22 protein-coding genes and 1 pseudogene are annotated in these 19,639 nt (G+C 40.1%); 14 read left to right on the top strand and 9 right to left on the bottom strand.

Features of this window, described 5'->3' with window-relative positions:
- Positions 1 to 38 precede the first annotated feature (38 nt).
- On the bottom strand, positions 39 to 539 hold the full coding sequence (locus tag OK414_RS18600; RefSeq protein WP_028409511.1) for a GNAT family N-acetyltransferase: 501 nt from the start codon (positions 537 to 539) through the stop codon (positions 39 to 41).
- A 114-nt stretch (positions 540 to 653) separates the two neighbouring features.
- On the opposite strand from OK414_RS18600, the gene OK414_RS18595 reads away from it, so the two are divergent.
- The 5 genes from OK414_RS18595 to OK414_RS18575 all read left to right on the top strand — a co-directional run bounded on the left by OK414_RS18595 (position 654) and on the right by OK414_RS18575 (position 5,296).
- Complete coding sequence (locus OK414_RS18595; RefSeq protein ID WP_263045334.1) at positions 654 to 1,583, top strand: hypothetical protein; 930 nt, start codon at positions 654 to 656, stop codon at positions 1,581 to 1,583.
- A 104-nt stretch (positions 1,584 to 1,687) separates the two neighbouring features.
- Positions 1,688 to 2,317 carry a CPBP family intramembrane glutamic endopeptidase gene (locus OK414_RS18590; RefSeq protein ID WP_205661704.1) on the top strand — a complete coding sequence of 210 codons (630 nt, stop codon included), beginning with the start codon at positions 1,688 to 1,690 and terminating at the stop codon, positions 2,315 to 2,317.
- A 223-nt stretch (positions 2,318 to 2,540) separates the two neighbouring features.
- On the top strand, positions 2,541 to 3,236 hold the full coding sequence (locus OK414_RS18585) for a FadR/GntR family transcriptional regulator (RefSeq protein ID WP_016765006.1): 696 nt from the start codon (positions 2,541 to 2,543) through the stop codon (positions 3,234 to 3,236).
- A 280-nt stretch (positions 3,237 to 3,516) separates the two neighbouring features.
- Positions 3,517 to 5,076 carry a sodium:solute symporter family protein gene (locus OK414_RS18580; protein ID WP_047931356.1) on the top strand — a complete coding sequence of 520 codons (1,560 nt, stop codon included), beginning with the start codon at positions 3,517 to 3,519 and terminating at the stop codon, positions 5,074 to 5,076.
- Positions 5,051 to 5,296 carry a hypothetical protein gene (locus OK414_RS18575; protein WP_034650149.1) on the top strand — a complete coding sequence of 82 codons (246 nt, stop codon included), beginning with the start codon at positions 5,051 to 5,053 and terminating at the stop codon, positions 5,294 to 5,296. The genes OK414_RS18580 and OK414_RS18575 overlap by 26 nt, the downstream gene beginning before the upstream one ends.
- A 58-nt stretch (positions 5,297 to 5,354) precedes the next feature.
- Here the strand turns inward: OK414_RS18575 and OK414_RS18570 are convergent, their stop codons facing one another.
- Together OK414_RS18570 and OK414_RS18565 are read right to left on the bottom strand one after the other, a co-directional pair.
- On the bottom strand, positions 5,355 to 5,825 hold the full coding sequence (locus tag OK414_RS18570) for a hypothetical protein (RefSeq protein WP_016765003.1): 471 nt from the start codon (positions 5,823 to 5,825) through the stop codon (positions 5,355 to 5,357).
- 74 nt (positions 5,826 to 5,899) lie between these two features.
- Positions 5,900 to 6,217 carry a GerAB/ArcD/ProY family transporter gene (locus tag OK414_RS18565; protein ID WP_263045333.1) on the bottom strand — a complete coding sequence of 106 codons (318 nt, stop codon included), beginning with the start codon at positions 6,215 to 6,217 and terminating at the stop codon, positions 5,900 to 5,902.
- Between the two features lie 236 nt (positions 6,218 to 6,453).
- Between OK414_RS18565 and OK414_RS18560 the strand changes: the two genes are divergently transcribed.
- From OK414_RS18560 to OK414_RS18540, 5 genes are all read left to right on the top strand, one after another.
- The gene (locus tag OK414_RS18560; protein WP_034650154.1) at positions 6,454 to 6,939 is read left to right on the top strand and encodes a hypothetical protein; all 486 of its coding nucleotides are present in this window, start codon (positions 6,454 to 6,456) and stop codon (positions 6,937 to 6,939) included.
- A 79-nt stretch (positions 6,940 to 7,018) separates the two neighbouring features.
- A complete protein-coding gene (locus OK414_RS18555; protein WP_016765001.1) occupies positions 7,019 to 7,501 on the top strand; it encodes a GNAT family N-acetyltransferase in 483 nt (160 codons plus the stop codon).
- Positions 7,502 to 7,503: 2 nt separating this feature from the next.
- Positions 7,504 to 8,583, top strand: a complete 1,080-nt coding sequence (locus OK414_RS18550; RefSeq protein WP_034650155.1) for a DNA alkylation repair protein — start codon at positions 7,504 to 7,506, stop codon at positions 8,581 to 8,583.
- 156 nt (positions 8,584 to 8,739) lie between these two features.
- A complete protein-coding gene (locus tag OK414_RS18545) occupies positions 8,740 to 9,315 on the top strand; it encodes a hypothetical protein (RefSeq protein WP_263045332.1) in 576 nt (191 codons plus the stop codon).
- A 489-nt stretch (positions 9,316 to 9,804) separates the two neighbouring features.
- Positions 9,805 to 11,460 carry a M14 family metallopeptidase gene (locus tag OK414_RS18540; RefSeq protein ID WP_263045331.1) on the top strand — a complete coding sequence of 552 codons (1,656 nt, stop codon included), beginning with the start codon at positions 9,805 to 9,807 and terminating at the stop codon, positions 11,458 to 11,460.
- A 45-nt stretch (positions 11,461 to 11,505) separates the two neighbouring features.
- Here OK414_RS18540 and OK414_RS18535 read toward each other — a convergent pair.
- Together OK414_RS18535 and OK414_RS18530 are read right to left on the bottom strand one after the other, a co-directional pair.
- A pseudogene (locus tag OK414_RS18535) lies at positions 11,506 to 11,859 on the bottom strand (SDR family oxidoreductase); the annotation flags it as partial.
- A 345-nt stretch (positions 11,860 to 12,204) separates the two neighbouring features.
- Positions 12,205 to 12,543, bottom strand: a complete 339-nt coding sequence (locus OK414_RS18530) for a general stress protein (protein WP_016764995.1) — start codon at positions 12,541 to 12,543, stop codon at positions 12,205 to 12,207.
- A 222-nt stretch (positions 12,544 to 12,765) separates the two neighbouring features.
- Between OK414_RS18530 and OK414_RS18525 the strand changes: the two genes are divergently transcribed.
- Together OK414_RS18525 and OK414_RS18520 are read left to right on the top strand one after the other, a co-directional pair.
- Entirely contained in the window at positions 12,766 to 13,635 is an 870-nt protein-coding gene (locus OK414_RS18525) for an SDR family oxidoreductase (RefSeq protein WP_013058194.1), read from the top strand.
- Positions 13,636 to 13,666: 31 nt separating this feature from the next.
- On the top strand, positions 13,667 to 13,891 hold the full coding sequence (locus OK414_RS18520; RefSeq protein WP_016764994.1) for a hypothetical protein: 225 nt from the start codon (positions 13,667 to 13,669) through the stop codon (positions 13,889 to 13,891).
- Positions 13,892 to 13,932: 41 nt separating this feature from the next.
- Here the strand turns inward: OK414_RS18520 and OK414_RS18515 are convergent, their stop codons facing one another.
- Positions 13,933 to 14,790: an STAS domain-containing protein gene (locus OK414_RS18515; RefSeq protein ID WP_016764993.1), complete on the bottom strand. Its 858-nt coding sequence runs from the start codon at positions 14,788 to 14,790 to the stop codon at positions 13,933 to 13,935.
- A 165-nt stretch (positions 14,791 to 14,955) separates the two neighbouring features.
- Between OK414_RS18515 and OK414_RS18510 the strand changes: the two genes are divergently transcribed.
- A complete protein-coding gene (locus OK414_RS18510; RefSeq protein ID WP_016764992.1) occupies positions 14,956 to 15,897 on the top strand; it encodes a magnesium transporter CorA family protein in 942 nt (313 codons plus the stop codon).
- A 46-nt stretch (positions 15,898 to 15,943) separates the two neighbouring features.
- On the opposite strand, the gene OK414_RS18505 is transcribed toward OK414_RS18510, so the two are convergent.
- The 3 genes from OK414_RS18505 to OK414_RS18495 all read right to left on the bottom strand — a co-directional run bounded on the left by OK414_RS18505 (position 15,944) and on the right by OK414_RS18495 (position 17,911).
- The gene (locus OK414_RS18505) at positions 15,944 to 16,246 is read right to left on the bottom strand and encodes a hypothetical protein (protein ID WP_016764991.1); all 303 of its coding nucleotides are present in this window, start codon (positions 16,244 to 16,246) and stop codon (positions 15,944 to 15,946) included.
- Positions 16,247 to 16,263: 17 nt separating this feature from the next.
- Positions 16,264 to 16,566 carry a hypothetical protein gene (locus tag OK414_RS18500; protein ID WP_016764990.1) on the bottom strand — a complete coding sequence of 101 codons (303 nt, stop codon included), beginning with the start codon at positions 16,564 to 16,566 and terminating at the stop codon, positions 16,264 to 16,266.
- Between the two features lie 133 nt (positions 16,567 to 16,699).
- Complete coding sequence (locus OK414_RS18495; protein ID WP_263045330.1) at positions 16,700 to 17,911, bottom strand: AGE family epimerase/isomerase; 1,212 nt, start codon at positions 17,909 to 17,911, stop codon at positions 16,700 to 16,702.
- A 337-nt stretch (positions 17,912 to 18,248) separates the two neighbouring features.
- On the opposite strand from OK414_RS18495, the gene OK414_RS29915 reads away from it, so the two are divergent.
- Entirely contained in the window at positions 18,249 to 19,583 is a 1,335-nt protein-coding gene (locus OK414_RS29915) for an SH3 domain-containing protein (protein ID WP_016764988.1), read from the top strand.
- The last annotated feature ends 56 nt before the right edge of the window (positions 19,584 to 19,639 follow it).

Here is a 19,639-nt window from a genome sequence, read left to right as displayed (position 1 = left end):
GTTTACCGTGAAGAAAAAAATCTGTCCAGAGAGTTGTCTTACAAATTTTTAAGCGTGTCCCATCCAAAAGCCACTTCAGATAGAGATGTACCCTCAATAACAACCTCAGCACGATCGATTCTTTTTCCGCCAAGTGCTTCGTAGAACTGACAGGCGCCGTTTTGTTCAAAAGCCCATGTGAGCATCGTATGTATATGTTGGTTTGCCAACTCTTGCGCTATTTTATGCATAAGCGCTTTTCCAATTCCTTTTCGCTGATGCTCTGCGAGTAAATACATGGCATACAGTTCTCCTTTATAGAAAGGATGCTTGCTGGTTCTTTCTTTGCCATAAGAAGCAAAGCCTACGATTTGACCGTTTTCTTCTGCAACAAAAATAGAATTTGATTCCAGCTGCTTTTTCCAGACGGGCTTTCGCTTTTCAGCGCTCAATGAATCTAAAAAAGAATCCGGAACAAGTCCTTTATAAGTTGATTTCCAGCTTTCTACGTGTACATTTGCGATGCCTGCTTCATCGCCAATTCTGCCTTGACGTATCATATGCTCACCTCGTTTTTTCTATATATTAACATAATTTTAAAGCGGGCATCCCCGTTTTTTCGTTTTCTTTGTATATATATAGTAGCTATTTTACATAACAAAGGAGATGATATAATGAGTAAATTATTATTAAAAGATCAGCCGTTAATTGTACTGCCGGCGCTGGCAGTCAAAGTAGGAGTGAACGGAGCCCTGTTTCTTCAGCAGCTTCACTACTGGCTTGAAAAAAGCGTAAACGTGCAGGACGGATATACATGGGTATACAACACCAATCAGCAGTGGCTGCAGCAGTTTCCGTTTTGGTCGCTTTCAACGATTCAACGCATCATTTCAAAGCTTGAAAAAGAAGGGTTAATTATAAAAGGAAAGTACAACCGCTCTAAATTTAACAACACCGTTTGGTACCGGATTAATTATAAGAAACTAGAAGAGCTTATGCCAAGCGATGAGTTTGAAGAGCTCGAAGATGTCAATTTGACAGAAGGGGAGAGTCAAATTGAAGCAGTGGAGCCCGTCACAGTGAAGGCTTCATTAACAGAGACTACAGCAGAAAATACAAATCAAATAAAAAGAGAAGAAGCCGCGCATGACGCTTATGTACAAACGTTAGAAGCCGTTTTTATTGCTAGAAGAAACCGAGGGGTGTATCCTTCAGCTAGTGACTTGAAGCATATGTATGAAGTCGCCAAAAGCGAAATACCTATAGAAGAGGCGCTAGCTGGACTGCATGAAGCATTTGATCACTACGTGCCTAAATACAGCGGCGATACCATTCGAGCATTTGCCTACATTAAACAGCATCTTTTTCATAAGCATTATGTAACATCACAGCGCACGCTAGCGAGTTATCAGACTGAAAAGCCGCTTTCCTACGTTAATAAAAAGCGCGTTGTTCGCAAGGAATTGACGCCGGATTGGCTAAAAGAAAATGAAGAGACAGAGCCTTCAGCTCCTGCTTTTAGAAATGATGCTCACTTTGAAGAAGAAAAGAAAAAGCTTGCTGAAAGTCTTCGTGAGCTGGAGCAGGAATTAAAAAATAATTGAAAATACCCCTGGACTTTTATAAGATAAAAGATAGTAAACCTTTTGAATACGAAAGGTTTACTAGGTAAAAGAAAAGCGGCTCTTAAAGAAGGTGCGCCATAAACGTGATAAAATTTTTGTTTTTGCTGCTTATGCCTACAATCTTTGTTTTTTTCGGTTTGTGGCTTATCCAAAATGTGTTGGTAACATTTGTGTGCTTTTACGGCTGGATGTTTATGATTTTATATGCAAATAATAAAATTAACTTGAAGGTAGCGCTTACAAAAAAATCTCTGTATGTGGGAACTCTGAGCGGAGTTCTATGTGCCGCTGTGATAATTGGAAGCAGCCTGCTTTTTTCTGGTAAAATCTTTCATGTAGAAGATATGCAAACGGTTTTGCAAATATGGGGATTTAGCGGATGGAAAGTAATCATTTTAGCCGTCATTTTGATTTTTATTAATCCTTATTTGGAAGAAATATATTGGCGCGTATATATACAGAATAAAGTGAAGAAGCATCTACCTTTACCCGCTTCAACCATTGTTACATCAAGCTTTTATACGCTTTATCACCTGTTTATTATTCTGCCCGTTTTTGCGTTTCCTTTTAATTGGATCTCGGCTGCAGGCGTTTTTTTAGCAGGTATAACGTGGGCGTGTATAAGGGAGCGATATGGTGCCGAAGCGGCAATTATTAGTCATGCGTTAGCGGACGCGGCGATTATGATTGTATACGGATTATATGTAAGATAGTGGTATTATGTCAAAAAACCATGAATCGTTATTCATTTATAACTTGTTTTCATGGTATAATAACAATAATAGTAAAATTTTATCAACACATTTGAATTGAAATAATGTATACTTGTAATACAAAGATTGAAGCGTTTACATAAATCGGAATACACACAGTTATACTGGAGCCGATGAACACTATAAAAAGAGAGAGATAATTACTTGGAGGAGGAATAGAAGTATGTTTGTACCTATTGAGCGTAAAAAAGTGTCTAGTCAAGTGCTTGATCAATTAAAAAAGATGATTAAAGAGAAAACGTTCCCGCCAGAGTCTCGTTTGCCGTCAGAACATGAGTTATCCAAAATGTTTGGAGTGAGCCGCGCACCAATTCGTGAAGCGCTAAGCGTTCTTTCTGCCAGCGGATTGATTGAATCAAGACAAGGCGGAGGAAGCTACGTAAAGCGTGTAAACTTAGTGGGTATGCTTGATCCAATGACGTTTGAAATGGTTGAAGCAGATCAAGTGCTTGAATTAATTGAAATGCGTATTATCATTGAGTCGCAGGCAGCAAGCTTAGCCGCGCTGCGCCGCACAGATGAAGAACTGATTGAAATTAAAGAATCGTTAGAAGCATTTAAAAAGACGGTTCATAACAGTGAAGAAATTGGACATGAAGCGGACTATCGTTTTCACCATGATATCGTGAAAGCAGCTCATAATTCATTCCTTCTTCATGCTGTAGAAGATTTAGGCCATTTGTATCGAAAAGCGCTTGCTTATTCGTTAAATAAAAGCCAAAAAGAAAATCGCAAGCAAACTGACGCCGACCATGAGCGCATTTTTGAAGCGATTAAAAATGGAGACCCAGAAGAAGCAGCAGAAGCGGTTCGTGATCACTTAGAGCACGTTCGCCAAAAAGTAATGGTATCTCAATAATAAAAAACGATAGCCTCAAGGGCTATCGTTTTTTATTATTTTATTATTTCGTTCATGTCAGGAAATAAAACATGTTGAAAACGAAAATTCACACTTAAGCCGGTACGAATGTGCCGGCTTTTTGTGTGAAAAAGGAGAAAACATCTAATTATACTCTTTAATAATCAGAAAATACAGTATTGTTAATAAATTTATGGCGTGGTATTTTATTAACAAATGTTATATTTATTTACATATTAATGTAAGTAAATATAACATTAAGAGGAAGAGGAGGGATAAGATGCTTTCATCAAGCGTGGGTTATTTGATTTTACTGATTTTTGGAGGAGGCTTTACGGCCGTTACAATCATGATGCAGCGCCGCCAAGGAAAGGAAATGACGGCTGAGCAGTTTAGTACAGCCGGAAGAAATGTAGGCGTTGGGCTGGCGAGTGCGTCCATTATTGCTGCATGGACATGGGCCGCTACGTTAATGATGTCTTCTTCCACAGGGTATCAGTACGGCATTAGCGGACCGTATTGGTACGCAGCGGGAGCAAGCATTCAAATTTTGCTGTTTGCCATTGTCGCGATTAACCTGAAGAAAAAAGCACCGAACGCTCATACGTTTTTAGAATTTATTGCACAGCGCTTCGACGTGAAAAATCATCGTTTAATGCTTGGCTTTGCTCTTATGACAAATATTATTGTGACCGCGATGGTTATTTTAGGAGGAGCCATTGCTTTAAACTCTCTTACTGGGATGAATATTTTTGTTGCCGCTATTTTAATTCCTCTTACGTTTACAATCTACACCATGATTGGCGGTTTAAAAGCCTCATTTGTTGCTGATTATTTTAACACCGTTTTTATTTTCGTTATCTTATTTATTTTTGCTGCTGCCGTTTATTATAAGTTCGGCGTAACAAGCGTGTACGAAGGGCTGAAAAATCTGCCTCAATCACAGCATATGCTTACGATGGCATCGGTGCCGGGCCTTTTGTTTGGGATGATTAATATTATCGGGAACTTCGGTACGGTCTTTGTAGATCAAGCTTACTGGCAGCGTGCTATTGCAAGTAAAAACAGCGCTGCTTCAAAAGCGTATATTTACGGCGGAATTGCTTGGTTTTCGATTCCATTTGCGGTTGCCACTTTCCTCGGCGTAAGCGCGGCTGGTCTTGGAATTGCCGTTGATTCACCAGATTCTATTGCACCGGTTATGGCGTCACATGTGCTTGGAAATCTAGGTTCTATTTTGTTTTTAACGATGCTGTTTATGGCAGTAATGTCGACAGGAGCAGCTGAATTAACGGCGATTACCAATATTATCGTAACGGACATTTACCTGCGTTCTATCAACCCAAAAGCAAGCAGTAAAAAAATCTTAAGCACATCGCGAAAAGTGACGCTTGGCTTCGGGCTGGCGATGGGCGTGTTTTCCATTTTACTGTTTTATTTAGGAATTAGCCTTGGGTTTGTTTATATGGCCATGGGTATTTTCGTCAGCGGAGCTGTTATTCCCGTTACGCTTGGACTGATGTGGAAAAAAGCGACGAACACAGGTGCATTCTATGGTGCGCTGTTAGGAATGATCGGAGGCGTTGTCGCATGGAACACATCTGCTTACTTGATTAACGGTCACATTAACGTAGAAGCTCTTGGCGGACTGTATCCAATGCTTATTGGAAATTCTACCGTTTTTATCATCAGCGGGGTCATATCAATTGGACACGGCTTACTTGCTAAAAAAGAATTTGACTTTGATGAACTAAAAGATAAATTTAAAAGCTTTGATGAACACGGAGATGAACCATTAAGGGAGGAAGTGGCGTATGGATCCACAACAACAGTTAAATAAAGACGCAAAGCTATGTACGCGCTGGGCGCTGGGACTTACATTCTTATTTGTCCTCTTGTTTCCAGGCGTGATGTTTTTAACGGGCTATCAATACACGCTTTCCTTTTTTAAAGGCTGGACGTATCTTGCGTTTGGCTGGCTGATTATCGCAGGGATTTGCATTATTGTGGGGCCTGTGATGGAGTTTGTGAGGGAGAAGAAGGATAGTACTTTAAAATAATAAATTTTATAAAAAAACAGCTTTTCTTTTGGAGAAAAGCTGTTTTTTTATTGATTCCTTATATTGTTTTAGAATCCCTCTCCAACTTACACACCCACCGGTAATACTGCACAACCATCCAAAACAACAGCGGATTTAGCAGAAGCGAATACCACCACGTCCACCATCCGTAGTGAAAATAACCCCATGGAGCAGGGAGAAGGGCCACTACTTCATAAAGTAAAACAGCAACCGACCAAAGTAAAATATAGGCGGCTTTTTTTGTGAGCTTTCCGGAAAAAGGATAGTAGGTAAGAAAAAGCATGTTTACAGGCGGAATGAGAACAGTATAGGCGAAAATACCTTGCCAGTCTGTCTCTTGTGTAAAATACCAGTAGCCGCGAAATTTGAAATTAATGAAGACATCAAAGATATGCTGAGCAGCAATGGTGAACATCCAAATGTGTACAATTTGATTTGTCGTGAAGCGCTTGTTTGTTTTAAAAGCAAGAACGTTAAATACTAAAATAGAAAGAATTAATCCAATCATATTGGTTCTCCTTTTGGCTTCTTACTTATATTGTATGATTTTAGGAGATTAAATCCAATAGAGAAATGGACATACTACGAATTTTCTGCGGTATTTTTCATAGGGACGGCCTGTATTTTTTTTCGATTTCTTAAAAATGCGATCACGAGTAAAAGAGCAGGAATGACAATTTGAAACGGAAGATGTAAAGTGAACGGAATGATTTTTAACCCTTCATATACGTGTTCGAAATAGTTTTGAGTAAGAGACAATGAATAAAACAAAATGACTAAGCCGATTGGAAACACAAGCGGTGACGGGTTTTTAAGCTTAAAAACGTGGGAAAGGCTCAGCACAGTGGCATAGAAAAACAGACCGATTTTAAAGAAGCCGCCAGTGATTAAAGCCAGCATAAAAAGTGGCGTATGGGGCTAGACGAGGGTGAGAAGCATTGCTGCGAGATCACGCAGCACTCGCGCGGCTCCGTTAGCAAAATATAATACATAAAGAAAAGAAAGTATGCGCTTTTTAACGTGTAGCATATGCATCATGTAAGTAAAGAGTTGGAAAGCAAATAGGAATAGTTTGTTAAAAAATAAGTCCGCTAGCCGAAGATATAAGAGAGAAGTACGTAAAAGGAGAGAGCACGTTGGATTTATTTGGAGTTATATTAAGTATCCATATTGGACTGGGCATGATTTGTTTGCTTTCAGGAATGGTGTCTATGCTAGCGGCTAAGAAAAAAGGACGGCATACCAAATGGGGAGAAGTGTATCACGCTTCTTATGCAGCACTAGCTGCCACAGCTATCATGTTAGCGATTTGGAAATGGAATGAAATTGCTTATTTATTTTATATTGCCGTGTTTTCATACGGATTAGCGATTTATGGCTATGCAGCACGCAAGCGAAAATGGAAGAACTGGCTTCAGCATCATATTCGCGGTATGCTGGGGTCTTATATCGGAGCTGTTACCGCACTGCTTGTAAATGTTGGAGACAGTATTCCGCTGTTAAACAAGCTTCCGGCACTTTCTTATTGGTTTTTGCCGACGATTATTGGCAGTCCGCTTATTTACATAGTCGTAAGACGCTATAGAAAAAATGCTTCTGTTTCTAAAAAAATATCATACTAAGCAAAAAAGCCTTTTACAGAAAAGGCTTTTTTCTGTTACGAACATTTGTGCTATGATAGAGAAGCAAGGAGGATGCAGCATGAAAGAAAATCATCAGTTTACCATACATACGAATAAAGAAAAGCTTGATATAGATGTCATCTACTCGTACCTTCATCATGAATCATACTGGGCAAAAGGAATTCCGCTTCACCTTGTTCAAACGTCCATTGAACACTCCGTTTGTTTTGGCGTGTATGATGAGTGCGATGAACAAGTAGGGTTCGGACGAATTATTTCTGATTTTGCGACGTTTGCTTATTTGGCGGATGTGTTTATTCTTCCGCACGCACGAGGCAATGGGCTTGGAAAAGCGCTGGTACAAGAAATGATTCGCTATCAGCCGATTCAACACGTACGAAAAATTTTATTGGCAACAAAAGATGCTCACGGTTTGTACAGTCAGTACGGATTTAAAGAAGTTAAAAATAAGCAGCTGTTCATGCAAATTTTTAAAAAAGGGATGTACGAGCGGGCGATTTATTCAAAAGAAAATAAAATACTGCCTGGAAAAGAGGGATAAGTATGGCTGAAGAATTACGTAAAAGCGTGTTTAATGAAGAATTGATTACGCACTTAAGCGACGCTTTTTCACGTGAAATGAGTTCATTTGATAAAAAAGCATTTCATGCGCTTGTTTTTCAACAAGATTGGCAAGACTTGGCGCTGAAAGAGCGCATGAGAAGAATTACGCTTTCCATGCATGAAGTGCTGCCGGGAGATTATGAAGAAGCACTTCATATCCTCTATAAAGTGGCTCCAACGGTAGGAGGACTTCAAGGCACGATTTTTCCAGATTACGTTGAACTGTATGGATTGGACGATTGGGAAGCTTCAATAAAAGCACTCGCTTTTTTTACGCCGTTTTCCACATCAGAATTTGCGGTGCGTCCGTTTTTAATTCAAGATAAAAATCGAATGCTCCAGCAAATGATTGAATGGGCAGGAGATGAAAACCATCATATTCGCAGATTAGCAAGCGAAGGGAGCCGGCCTAGACTTCCGTGGGGACAATCAGTACCTGCGTTAAAGCTAGATCCAAAACAAACGCTGCCGATTTTAGAACAGTTAAAATGCGATGAATCGCTCTATGTCCGAAAAAGCGTAGCCAATCATTTAAATGATATTTCTTACATAGAAAAAGACTGGATGCTTGATGTGGTGAAAAGCTGGTACGGAAAAGACGTTAAAACCGACTGGATCGTTAAACATGCGTGCCGCTCACTTTTGAAAAAAGGAGATCCTGAAGCTCTGTCTCTTTTCGGCTATGGAGATGATCCTGGCGTGACTGTCACAGGGCTTAGCTTACAGCCGCATACTATTACAATCGGTGATAGCGTTGACTTTTCCTTTGAACTATCCGTGGAAAAACCCATGCCGCTTCGCATAGAGTACGGAATTCATTACGTAAAAGCAAAAGGAAACCGCACTCAAAAAGTGTTTATGCTAAAAAATGTTCAAGCAAAAGCAGGTCAAACGCTGACAGTCACAAAAAAGCATGCGTTTAAAGATTTAAGTACAAGAAAACATTACAGCGGCACGCATACGCTTTCTGTTATTGTAAACGGAGTAGTAAAAGCAGAAGCGGACTTTGTGATAGAGTAGCTCTTTCCTTATGGAGAGAGTTTTTTTATGTTTCTATAGAGTTGATAAGGAAACTTAAGTCAATAGGTTGCTGCCTCTTTACTTATTTACAAAATCGACCGAGAAACATCCATTTAAATTCCTTTTATGGTATATTAATCCTTAGGGAGTGATAAAGTGAAGAAATTTATGGTGGGCACATTGAGTGCTTTTTTGGCAATGTCATTGGTAGCGTGCTCAAACTCTGCTAGCAAAGAAGAGAGCGGCTATAGCATTCAAAAAGTGAAAGTCAAGATAACAGATGATGCCAATTTAATTGGAAAAGTTGGTATACAAGATAGCAAAGGAAAAATGGTCGATGTAAAACCAAAAGCGCTGTATTACGAGTTTAAAATGAAGCAGCAAGGCAAGCGTAAATTCTATCAAAATGATAAAGACGAAATAGAAGCTAAAATTATACCGAATGAAGATTTAAAGAAAGCATCTATCAATACAGTAGGCGTTAATGTATTTGATGAGGGGCATGAGAAGTTCGGTACAGGTATGGGAATTGAAGAGTTTGACTATATGAAAAAAGGAAAAGTCGATGTGCACTACGATCTGGGCGCGACTGTTAAAAACAAAGAAATGCCTATGGCTCCATCTGATCAGAAATTAAAAAAACTCCAAAAGGTAGCGAGGCATGGAAAACTCATCATCACGAGAAACAACAAAGAAATTGGCCGATATGATTTAGAAACGCTAGATCCGTAAAGAAATGAATATAGGAGAGATAGCTGCATGGAATATGAAACAGCTAGACTAGCGCAAAACGGGCTCGAGGAAATGCTAAGTTTTATAGCAGTTCATACATAAAAAAGAGGCTGGAACAAACGTATTTTAGCTGAAATGAAAAATGAACCATTGATCAACATGTTTGATTAGGGGTGCATTTTTTTGTTATAGCGAACGGAGATTTCATTTGTTTCATTCCTTCTAGCAGTTAATTGAAGGTGAAGGATCCTGCGGGAAAAGCGGTTGAGATCGTTTATCCTGATTGGTCGTCTTCATATAGAGTTGATTTTGTTATGTCCTAATCTCTTTGTTATAAAATCGCACTCTTCTCTTACATTAAAATAGTCAAAAAGGTTCAGCTCCCTTATCTTGAAGTTATTTCCTTAAACGGTATAATTATTTATGAAACATTTTAAATATTTTAAAAATTTAAAATGTCTAATCAAAGGGATGGGGAGGAGTAAATGAATGAAAAAAACTGTAAAACGAACGGCCGTGCCGGCTCTTTTGTCGATTGGATTATTGCTGTCGCCACTTGCGGTACAAGCTGAGATGCCTTATTACGGAAAAGACTATAGTCAGCCGGAAAAAATTAAAGCGCTTTATCCGGAAATAAAGGTGAATGAAGCGACGCCGGCATTTCTGAAAGGACAAGACGCATTTACGACTCAAGAAGAAATGATGAGCTATGTCCAAAAACTTGCTCATAAAAGTCCGTACGTAAAGCTGAAGATTATCGGTAAATCACAGCAAGGGCGTGACATTCCAGCTCTGTATTTTTCAAAGGAAAAGAAGTTTGCGGATGGAAAACCATCTAAAAAACCAACGATTTGGCTTCAAAGTCAAATTCACGGAAATGAACCGGCAAGCGGTGAATCTGTACTCGCCGTGGCAACGCGTTTGACAGAAGACTTTGGAAAAGATGTGCTAAATAAAGTGAACATTGTTATTGTCCCGCGCATTAATCCAGACGGATCTTATGCATTCAAGCGCCAGCTAGCAAATAATTTAGATGGAAACCGCGACTACATAAAGCTTGAAAGCCCGGAAGTGCAGAGCGTACGAGCTGAATTTAACCGTTTTTCACCAGAAGTTGTCATCGACGCTCATGAATATACGCCTTACAGCAGCGGATTTAAAAATATCGGTAAAGAAGGCGTGTGGAAGTATCACGATATTTTACTGCAGTCTGGTCGAAACTTAAATATTCCGCAGAACATTCGAGACGTGTCTGATAAGCTGTTTGTGAATAGTACGCTTACAGCCATTGAAAAGCAAGGATATTCAGGAGAAGTATACTATACGTCTCAAGTGAATAAACAAGGGCAGCTTGAAGTGGAAGAAGGCTCAGTTGAACCGAGAATTGGCCGAAATTCACTAGGCTTGTATCCATCGTTTTCGTTTTTAGTGGAAAGCAGAGGAATTGGCATTGGACGAGAAGATTTTCCGCGGCGAGTGAGTGCCCAAATTGCTACACAAGAAAAGCTCATTACGCAAACAGCCGCCCATGCCAAACAAATTAAAGCGCTGATTGCAAAAGAAAAAGCGGCTCTTGTCAAAAAAGGAAAAAATGCAAATGATCATGATCCAATTGTTGTGAACAGTGAAAATAAAAAAATACCAAACTCTACGTTAGAAATGGTTGATGTGGAAAGCGCGTCTGTTAAAGAAATTCCTGTGACGTACTATAGTGCCAAAGCGGCAACGCCGACGCTTGTCCGCGAACGTCCAACTGCTTACATTTTAAAGGCAGGATATGAAGAGTTAGCAGCAAAATTGCAGAGACAAGGAGTAAAAGGCTTCAAGTTAACGAAAGAAACGGCTCTTTCAGTAGAAGCGTATTCGGTCAGCAGCCGTATTGAAAATGAAGCCTACGAAAACAAACCAAATGTAGACGTGCAAACAATCGTGAAGAAAAAAACGGTGACGTTCCCAAAAGGAAGCTACGTCTTTTTAACATCTCAGCCGCAAAACAATTTATTGTCTCTATCGCTTGAGCCGGAATCAGTGGACAGCTTCACAACGTTTGGGTATTTGCCTTCAGAGGTAGGACAAGAACTTGATGTTTACCGGTTTACGGGTTCCATTGAAAAATCGCCTTTGCAAAAAGAAACCCGTAAATAATGAAAAAGCGTGGAGCTTGGCTTCACGCTTTTTATATTGAGATTTTTAAGAAGAAACCCACTCTCCGCCGTTTACATGCAGCGTTTGCCCCGTGACAAACCGTGAGTCGTCGCTTGCGAGATACACGTAGGTTGGAGCAAGTTCAAACGGCTGCCCTTGGCGCTCCATCGGATTGTCCACTTGCGTTACTTGATCAGCTGAATAGCCTGCTGGAATGAGCGGTGTCCAAATGCGTCCCGGCGCTACGGCGTTTACGCGAATTCCGTCTTTAATCACGCTATTGGAAAGCGCACGAGTAAAGCCAACAATGGCTCCTTTAGTTGCCGTATAGTCAATTAACTGTTCATAGCCTTTATACGTCACAATTGAAGCAGTATTAATAATTGAGCTGCCGCTTTTAGGGCCTCGTCCACCTTTTTGTGTAAACCCGCGCTATGAAAAATATCTGCCTGTTTTATAGTACAAAGAGCCCTTCTGAATGAAGGGCTTTTAAATTGGCATTCTCTTTTATTTTCCTCGTGATTGCTCACGTGATTCATGGCGATTTTTTCTTCTTCTAGAGAGGAAATAAATAAAAAAGCCGATTAATACAAGAAACGTGATAAGCAAAATACTAGTAGGAAAGTAAAGGGAGCCTATCTGAATTCCCAAATAATTTAACATCGTTATAACTTCCTTTCTTGATAGACAATGGTTTATTTTACTAAATACCCTTATAAGCTAATAAAAAACGTTTCCGCTGTTTTAGTAGGGAATTGATTGACTCTGTACGCCAATAACCACGATATTTCCTTGTTTCATTTCTTCTTTATACCGGTTTGCTTCTTGATTGGATAAGCCGAGCGAAGCCATCTTTGAAAGAAGCTCATCTTCTCTTGAAAGAAGCTTATTTACCGCCGTTTCAAACATACCTTGCTCTGCCATTCTGTACTTTTTTGTATGTGTTGCCTCCGTTAAATTCTGAGCCCATTCTTTATCGTAGGCCAGCAGATAAATATCTTTGCTTGTAAATCCTTTCTTTAAAAAAGAATGGATGACGCAGACTGCCTCCTCTTGGTTTTCTGCTACCTGAATTTGTTTCATACACGAACCAAACCTCCTGATAAAAGATATTTCTGAAATACATCTTCTACTCATTCTGTAGCCTTTGTTTCCAACTTTAAACTTGTTTTCTATGAATTTTCTAAGATAGTAAAAGAGAATAGAAACTTCATAAACTTTTAAAAAAAGATGTTTGAACTTCAAAACAGAAGGCTAAACCTAAACTATACTAAAAAGTTCCATCAAAAATAGGAGGAGATTAAAATGAATTTACAAGATCAACAAACACAAGGTCAGCCCCAACAAACGCAAGACCGCCAGCCGGGTATCGAAAGTGAGATGAATCCTCTCCCTATTTATGAGGATGACAATTACATTGGTACAGGAAAATTAAAAGGAAAGGTAGCGCTAGTTACCGGGGGAGACAGCGGAATTGGACGAGCTGTATCCATTGCTTATGCGAAAGAAGGAGCGGACGTAGCCATTGTTTACTTAAACGAACATAGCGACGCCGAGGAAACAAAAGCCCGCATTGAAGAAGAAGGTGTAAGATGCTTGCTGATTGCAGGAGACGTAGGAGACGAATCGTTCTGTAACGAAGCCGTAGAAAAAACAGTGAGTGAGCTTGGAAAGCTTGATATCCTTGTGAACAATGCAGGAGAGCAGCATCCAAAAGAAAGCATTAAAGAAATTACGAGTGAACAGCTTGAACGAACGTTCAAAACGAACTTTTATTCATACTTTTATTTTACGAAAAAAGCGCTTGATTATTTAGGAAAAGGCAGTGCGATTATTAATACAACGTCAATTAATCCTTACCGCGGAAATCCTCAGCTGATCGATTATACGGCGACAAAAGGTGCAATCAACGGCTTTACGCGCAGTATGGCGCAAGCGCTTGTCAAAGATGGCATTCGCGTTAACGCTGTAGCGCCGGGCCCAATCTGGACACCGCTTATCCCGTCTACTTTCTCGGGTGATAAAGTAGGAGAGTTCGGTACAGACACACCGATGGGCAGACCTGGGCATCCTGTGGAGCACGTAGGCTGCTATGTACTGCTGGCTTCAAATGATTCATCTTATATGACGGGTCAAACGCTTCATGTCAACGGCGGAGATTTCATGAACACATAATTGCTTCACCTATAGTAAAGGAGGAGAAAAGATGGGAGAACGCCAGAAAAGATCTATTTCAAATACACCAAAAAAAAGAGATGAAACGGAACAGCGTGTAACAGATCAAGACGAAACGTTATTTGAACGTTTCAAAGAAGAAGAAACGGTCGATCCTATGCCGTTGGAAGATATAAGACTTGAACAAAAAGAAGAGAAAAATAAAACGAAAACGAAGGATGAATCAGGTTCTGAAAACATTCATCATAAAAAATAAAAAACAGCCTTGTCGGGCTGTTTTTTGTTTGTATCCCTATATTAATGAGTGCTAGAAGCAATTACAATTTTTGAATCCTCTTCTAATGCCTGAGCAAGATTCGATTTAATTCGTATATGGTCAAAACTTAAACCAAGCTGCATCGCAGTAGTGGCTAATTCAGGACGAATGCCGGATAAAATTGATTTAACGCCGATTAAATCAAGCGCATTTATCAGCTGAAACAGCTCGTGCGCGACCATTGTATCGATCATCACAACTCCTGACAGATCAATATACAAATGAGAGATTTGCTTCTCTGCACACTGTTTTAACGTGCTTTCTAGGATCATTTTGGCTCTTGCCGTATCAATATCGCCGACTAATGGTAAAAGAGCCACGTCTTTTTTAATCACAATAACAGGTGAACTTAATTCATGAATCATTTCCTGCTGAGAGCGGAGGCGGTTTGATGCATATTCCTGCGCTTCTGTGATGAATTTCAAAATAATAATATCAAACACTCTTATTACTTTTTCATTCCATACATCGATGTGCTGCTGAGTGATGTCATCATGAAGCTCTGCAAACCGGCGAATATACTCACAGTGTTGTTTGCGGACGTTCATAAATTCTTTAATAATACTTTGAATGGGGGTTCTAAGATGCTGTTGGTCTTTGGCAACTTTATTTAGCCACGTGTTAAAAGATTCAAAAAAGCTTTTTTCATCTTCTATAAAGACGTTGCTAATATATAAATGAAATTCATAGTTTTGCGCTTTTAAGCGTTGAATGACGTCGGGATCATTAGAGGTATATACGCCTTCAGAAGATTTTTTGTCCAAAGATTCATACCATTCTTCCGTCATAGTTGGTGCACTTTCTAGCAGATAAGAACGTAAAGCGATATCTTTCTTCACTGTTATTCTCCTCTCAAACTTATAAAGCATGCGCAGGTGCGCAACATATTTATTATAGCATCTTTTTCATAAAGATGGATATGAAATGTATGTTTGTTTTTTATGTTAGGTTTTAAGTGATTGTATATAGGGAAAAATTCTAATAAAAGGGGAAAGAGGGAAAGTATGAATACCGTGACGAACGATCAGTGGAAATGGTATCAGTTTGATTTAGAAGAAGCAGATGGAATAGCTGATATAATCAAAGACTATCAGTATCCAAGAGATGAATGGTTTTGCCAGCAGCTTCACAAGAAAAATTCTAATCATATTCAAGTAGACGTGATAGGAGAAAGCGAGCTTATTTATGGTTCGCTGATTTATCATAAGAAGTCGTTTGATCAAAGGGATTACGATTCGTTTCATTTTTATATTACCGAGGAGTTTATTATAACGGCAGGAATCGATTTGAAAATCCTAGAGAACACCAATCATGAACGAATGATTGAACGAATGAAGCAGTCTGCTAACACGGCGGAAAGTTTTTTTATTCTTTTAGGCGAAATTATGAAAAAACACTTAAATGGGTTTGATCAGTTTGAAAGTCATTTCAGAGAGCTTCTGTGGGAAGTGCGCCATAATAATAACATTGACGTGTTGGATGACATTCATAAAGCGCGGTACGACCTGCTTATATGGACAAATTTAATCAGTTCTGTTCGAGAAGTCACCATGGGAATAGAAGAAGCGTTTCATAAAAAAATTAACCAAACGGTCGAATATCAGCGGATGTGTAAAAAAATTGAAATTGGCTTAACGCTGATTGAACAATATCAAAAAGAATTTGACGCGTTAATTAAATTAGAAGAAGTTGTGTCTACTCATCGAGGAAATGAAATTATGAAAGCTTTAACGCTCCTTACTGCCATCAGCACGCCTTTAACGGCTTTTGGAGCCCTTTGGGGAATGAACTTTAAAGGAATGCCCGAGCTTGACTGGAAGTTTGGCTATGTCTATGCGCTTATTTTGATTGTTCTGTCGACCGTGGCTATTTATCTTTATTTACGAATGAAAGGATGGACGGGCGATCTGTTAAAAGGAAGAAAAAAGAATTCATTTTTTAAATAAGCTTTAATAAAAGCAGCCGCTTAATAAGCGGCTGCTTTGTTGGCTATTATCCTCGCCTCCACGTCGTAGGCTCACCTGAACGAAGGCATCTTGGAAATAAATCGTTTTCTTTTAGCTTTACTTGATTGCCGTTTTCGTCAGTATAGCGACCGGTTTGCGGAACCAATTCTCCGGTTGAAAAGGCGTCATCTACGGGCTTCCACGTCGTTGATTCACGTGTGTGTGGGCAAGGTGTAAAAAGATCATCTTTTTGAAAGAGTTTAATTTCTCCTTCCGCACAAATGTAAGCCCCCGATTCTGGTACAGCTTCACTCGTTCGATAAATGTTTTGTACGGTCTTCACACGCATCCAACCTTTCTTTTTAATTAGTTGTATTTTAGTGTCCCTGTCGTGGCGTCCATGTACGTGCGGTCTTCTATAATATCTGAGTCGTCTAGCTTTCTAAACGGAGCGCAGTAGCATACAACACCCGTCTCGATTTCAATTTCTTGAAATCCGTACGCACGGCAAAGGTATTCACCGACGTCGCTTGGAGATGGATGCGTATCCAACTCATCTAATGCTTCATTAAACATTTCTAAAAATTCTTTTTTCGAAAATTGCTTCTCATGGTGCAGTGTTACTGGATCTCCAGAATCTGTTCCTTGTGCTAACGCGTAAAAATACATCGTCCTCACTCCTTGCATATATATAGTCGAGCTTTTTCTAAAATGTGTAAACAATGATTGTTAGTAAGTAAATTCCCTTAAATAAAAGAAATAAACGCATTTGAAAGAAAACGGTTTCTTCATGATCATTCTTTCAAAGAGAATTCAGTGCTATCAGCGTTTGATAGCAAGCTGCCACAGGGTGATAATCGGCTTTAGGAGCCGGGCTTTTTTTCGAGCTGTAGCGTTCGTTTTGCTGATTTAACAGCTGATACCAGCCTCCATATGTGTGATCGATAAAGTGTTTCTGACAGTAGGAGAACAGGGCATCGTATGCTTTCCAATATCCGCTGTCTCCGGTTTTTACCCCGAGCAGTGAAGCCGCAGAAATGGCTTCAGCCATCACCCAGTAGTTTTTATCCCGGTCAATGACCTCTTCTTGAGGCGACAGCGCAAAGTAAAGACCTCCGTACTTAGCATCCCAGCCCCGGTTCCAGCCCTTATCAAATAAATACTTTGCACGTTCTGTCATCCAGTTTTCCGAACGGTGCCGATCAAGCCATAAAAGCAGCTTGCTCCATTCAAACTGATGTCCTGGTATAAAGCCGTACGGACGAAATTCGTCTTTTGGATTGTTTTTATTGTAGTCCCAATCTGGCTGCCAGTCTGTATCATAGTGCTCCCAAACCATGCCGCCGGATCGTTCAGCAAGCTGCTGCGTAACGCCTTTTGCAAGCGTGTACGCTCGGTCTAAGTATTTTTTATCTCTCGTTGCTTCAAAGGCAGAAAGCATCGCTTCACACATGTGCATATTTGCGTTTTGGCCGCGATAGAAAGAAGCAGCTGACCAAGAAGCGTCCCATTCGTCTCGGTAAAAGCCGTGCGCATCTTCCCAAAAGTGCTTTTCCATCACGTCATATACCTGTTCAATTGTTTCTTTTGCTTCTGAAATGCCGGCTTGATACGCGATGGAAGAAGCTAAAAGAGCAAAAGCGTGGCCATATGCTTGTTTCGAATCATCTTTTACTTCTCCGTCATCGGCTACTTCAAAAAAATACCCGCCGTGCTTTCTATCATAATGGTTGTTTTGTAGAAAACGAATGCCGTGCTGGGCTGCTTCTTTGCACCAATCCGGTCCGTCTAAAAGAGTCCCTACACTGAAGATATAAATAAAGCGCGCTGTACTTACCAAGTGCTTTGAATGCGTGTTGTTGACGGTACCGTCGTCGTAGTATTCATGGATATATCCGCCGTTTTTTTTGTCAATACAAGCGGGGTAGTAGAAATGAAGCGTATCAAAAATATGCTGTTTTAATGTGTGAGGTTCTCGAAACGCAGTTGAGGAAAAATCCGTTGCCGTGTTCATTTTATCACCATCTCAATCTTTGTTTTTAGTTATTTTCTACCCTAAGCAGTTGAGAGTAAACGTAAGGGTTTTTTTGCTGTTTCTGCTCTATTATTCTATTTTTGTTGAAAATGTATCAGTTTGGAAACAAGTTTGATATAACTTTGAAATGATTATCCGGTATTCTAAAGATACGTGCTAGCTGGAACGAACAAATGTATAGAGCCTCTAGACGTCAAATGATTTTATTTAATGTAGCTAGTTTAAGGTTGAGCTTAAACATCGGATCCTGTTTTCACTTAACCTATTAAACTAGCAGCATATATTTCTATTATATTTTGCAAATGAGGTATAAAAAATGACAGAAGTGAACAAACAAAGATTTTACAAAAAATTAGCGGTAACAGGTCTTGCTTTTACCCTTGTAGGGGCAGGAACTCTAGGTCTTCATTCTTTACATTTTACGGGTGAGCCAACTGTCGCAAGCGCAGCGGCGGAAACATATACAACAACGGCGAATTTAAATATTCGAAGCGGCCCATCGACGTCCAACGCGATTATTGCAACGGTCAAACAAGGCACGCAGCTAACGGTAGTTGGACAAGCAGCAAGCGGCTGGCTGAAGGTAAGCTATCAAGGCAAAACGGGTTACGTAAGCAGTGAGTATGTTAAAAAGTCAGCGAGTTCAACGACCAAAACCTATGTAACAACGGCAAATTTAAATATTCGAAGCGGTCCCTCGACGTCAAGCGCGATTGTTGTAACGGTCAAACAAGGCACGCAGCTAACGTCGACAGAACAAGCAGCGAACGGCTGGCTAAAAGTAAGCTATCAAGGCAAAACGGGCTATGTGAGCACGCAGTACGTAAAGGAATCAACGAGTTCTTCTGAACCGGCTCCAGCTCCTACTCCGGCAGCTTCTGTCTATGTGGCGACAGCGAATTTAAATGTTCGAACAACTGCTTCAACATCTGGTGCTGTCATGGCAACACTTAAAGCCGGCACACAGCTCGACGTGACGGCTAAAGCAGCAAACGGCTGGCTGAAAATTACGTATCAAGGTAAGGTTGGCTATGTAAGCGGTCAATACGTACGAGCATTAGCTGGCATGAAAGTGGTTTCGAACCCTGAAAGCATCCAAGTTGTTGTGAATAAACAAAACAAGCTTCCGGAAAACTACGTTCCGAAAGATTTAGTATATGCAACGATTCCATTTACATTCAAAGAACAAACGGAAAAGAAAAAAATGCGAAGTGAAGCAGCCGCTGCTATTGAACAGTTGTTTGCGGGTGCGAAAAAACAAGGCATTACGCTTCTTGGCGTATCGGCTTACCGTTCACATGCAACGCAAAGCGCGCTTTTTAGTTCGTATGTTCAAAGAGACGGTTATGATAAAGCGGCAACTTATAGCGCATTGCCAGGCACGAGTGAACATGAAACGGGTCTTGGAATTGATGTAACAAACGGAGACGGCACATGTGCTGCTCAAGACTGCTTTGGCGGAACTAAAGAAGCAACTTGGCTCGATGCCCACGCAGCAGAATACGGATTTATTATTCGTTATCCAAAAGGAAAAGATGCGGTAACGGGCTATAAATATGAACCGTGGCATTTGCGATATGTAGGCAAACCAGTGGCGCAGGCGATTAAAAGTAAAGGCATTACGCTTGAAGAATATTACGGAATTAAGTAGTTTAAAAAAGAAGCTAGAATAAAAGCAGCTTAGTTGAAGGAAGATCCGAACGCGTT

The sequence above is a fragment of the Priestia sp. JV24 genome, from assembly GCF_025910025.1.
GTDB classification, from domain to species: Bacteria; Bacillota; Bacilli; order Bacillales; family Bacillaceae_H; genus Priestia; species Priestia megaterium.
The sequence above is the reverse complement of the archived record's forward strand: the minus strand, read 5'-3'. Positions and strand labels throughout refer to the sequence as shown.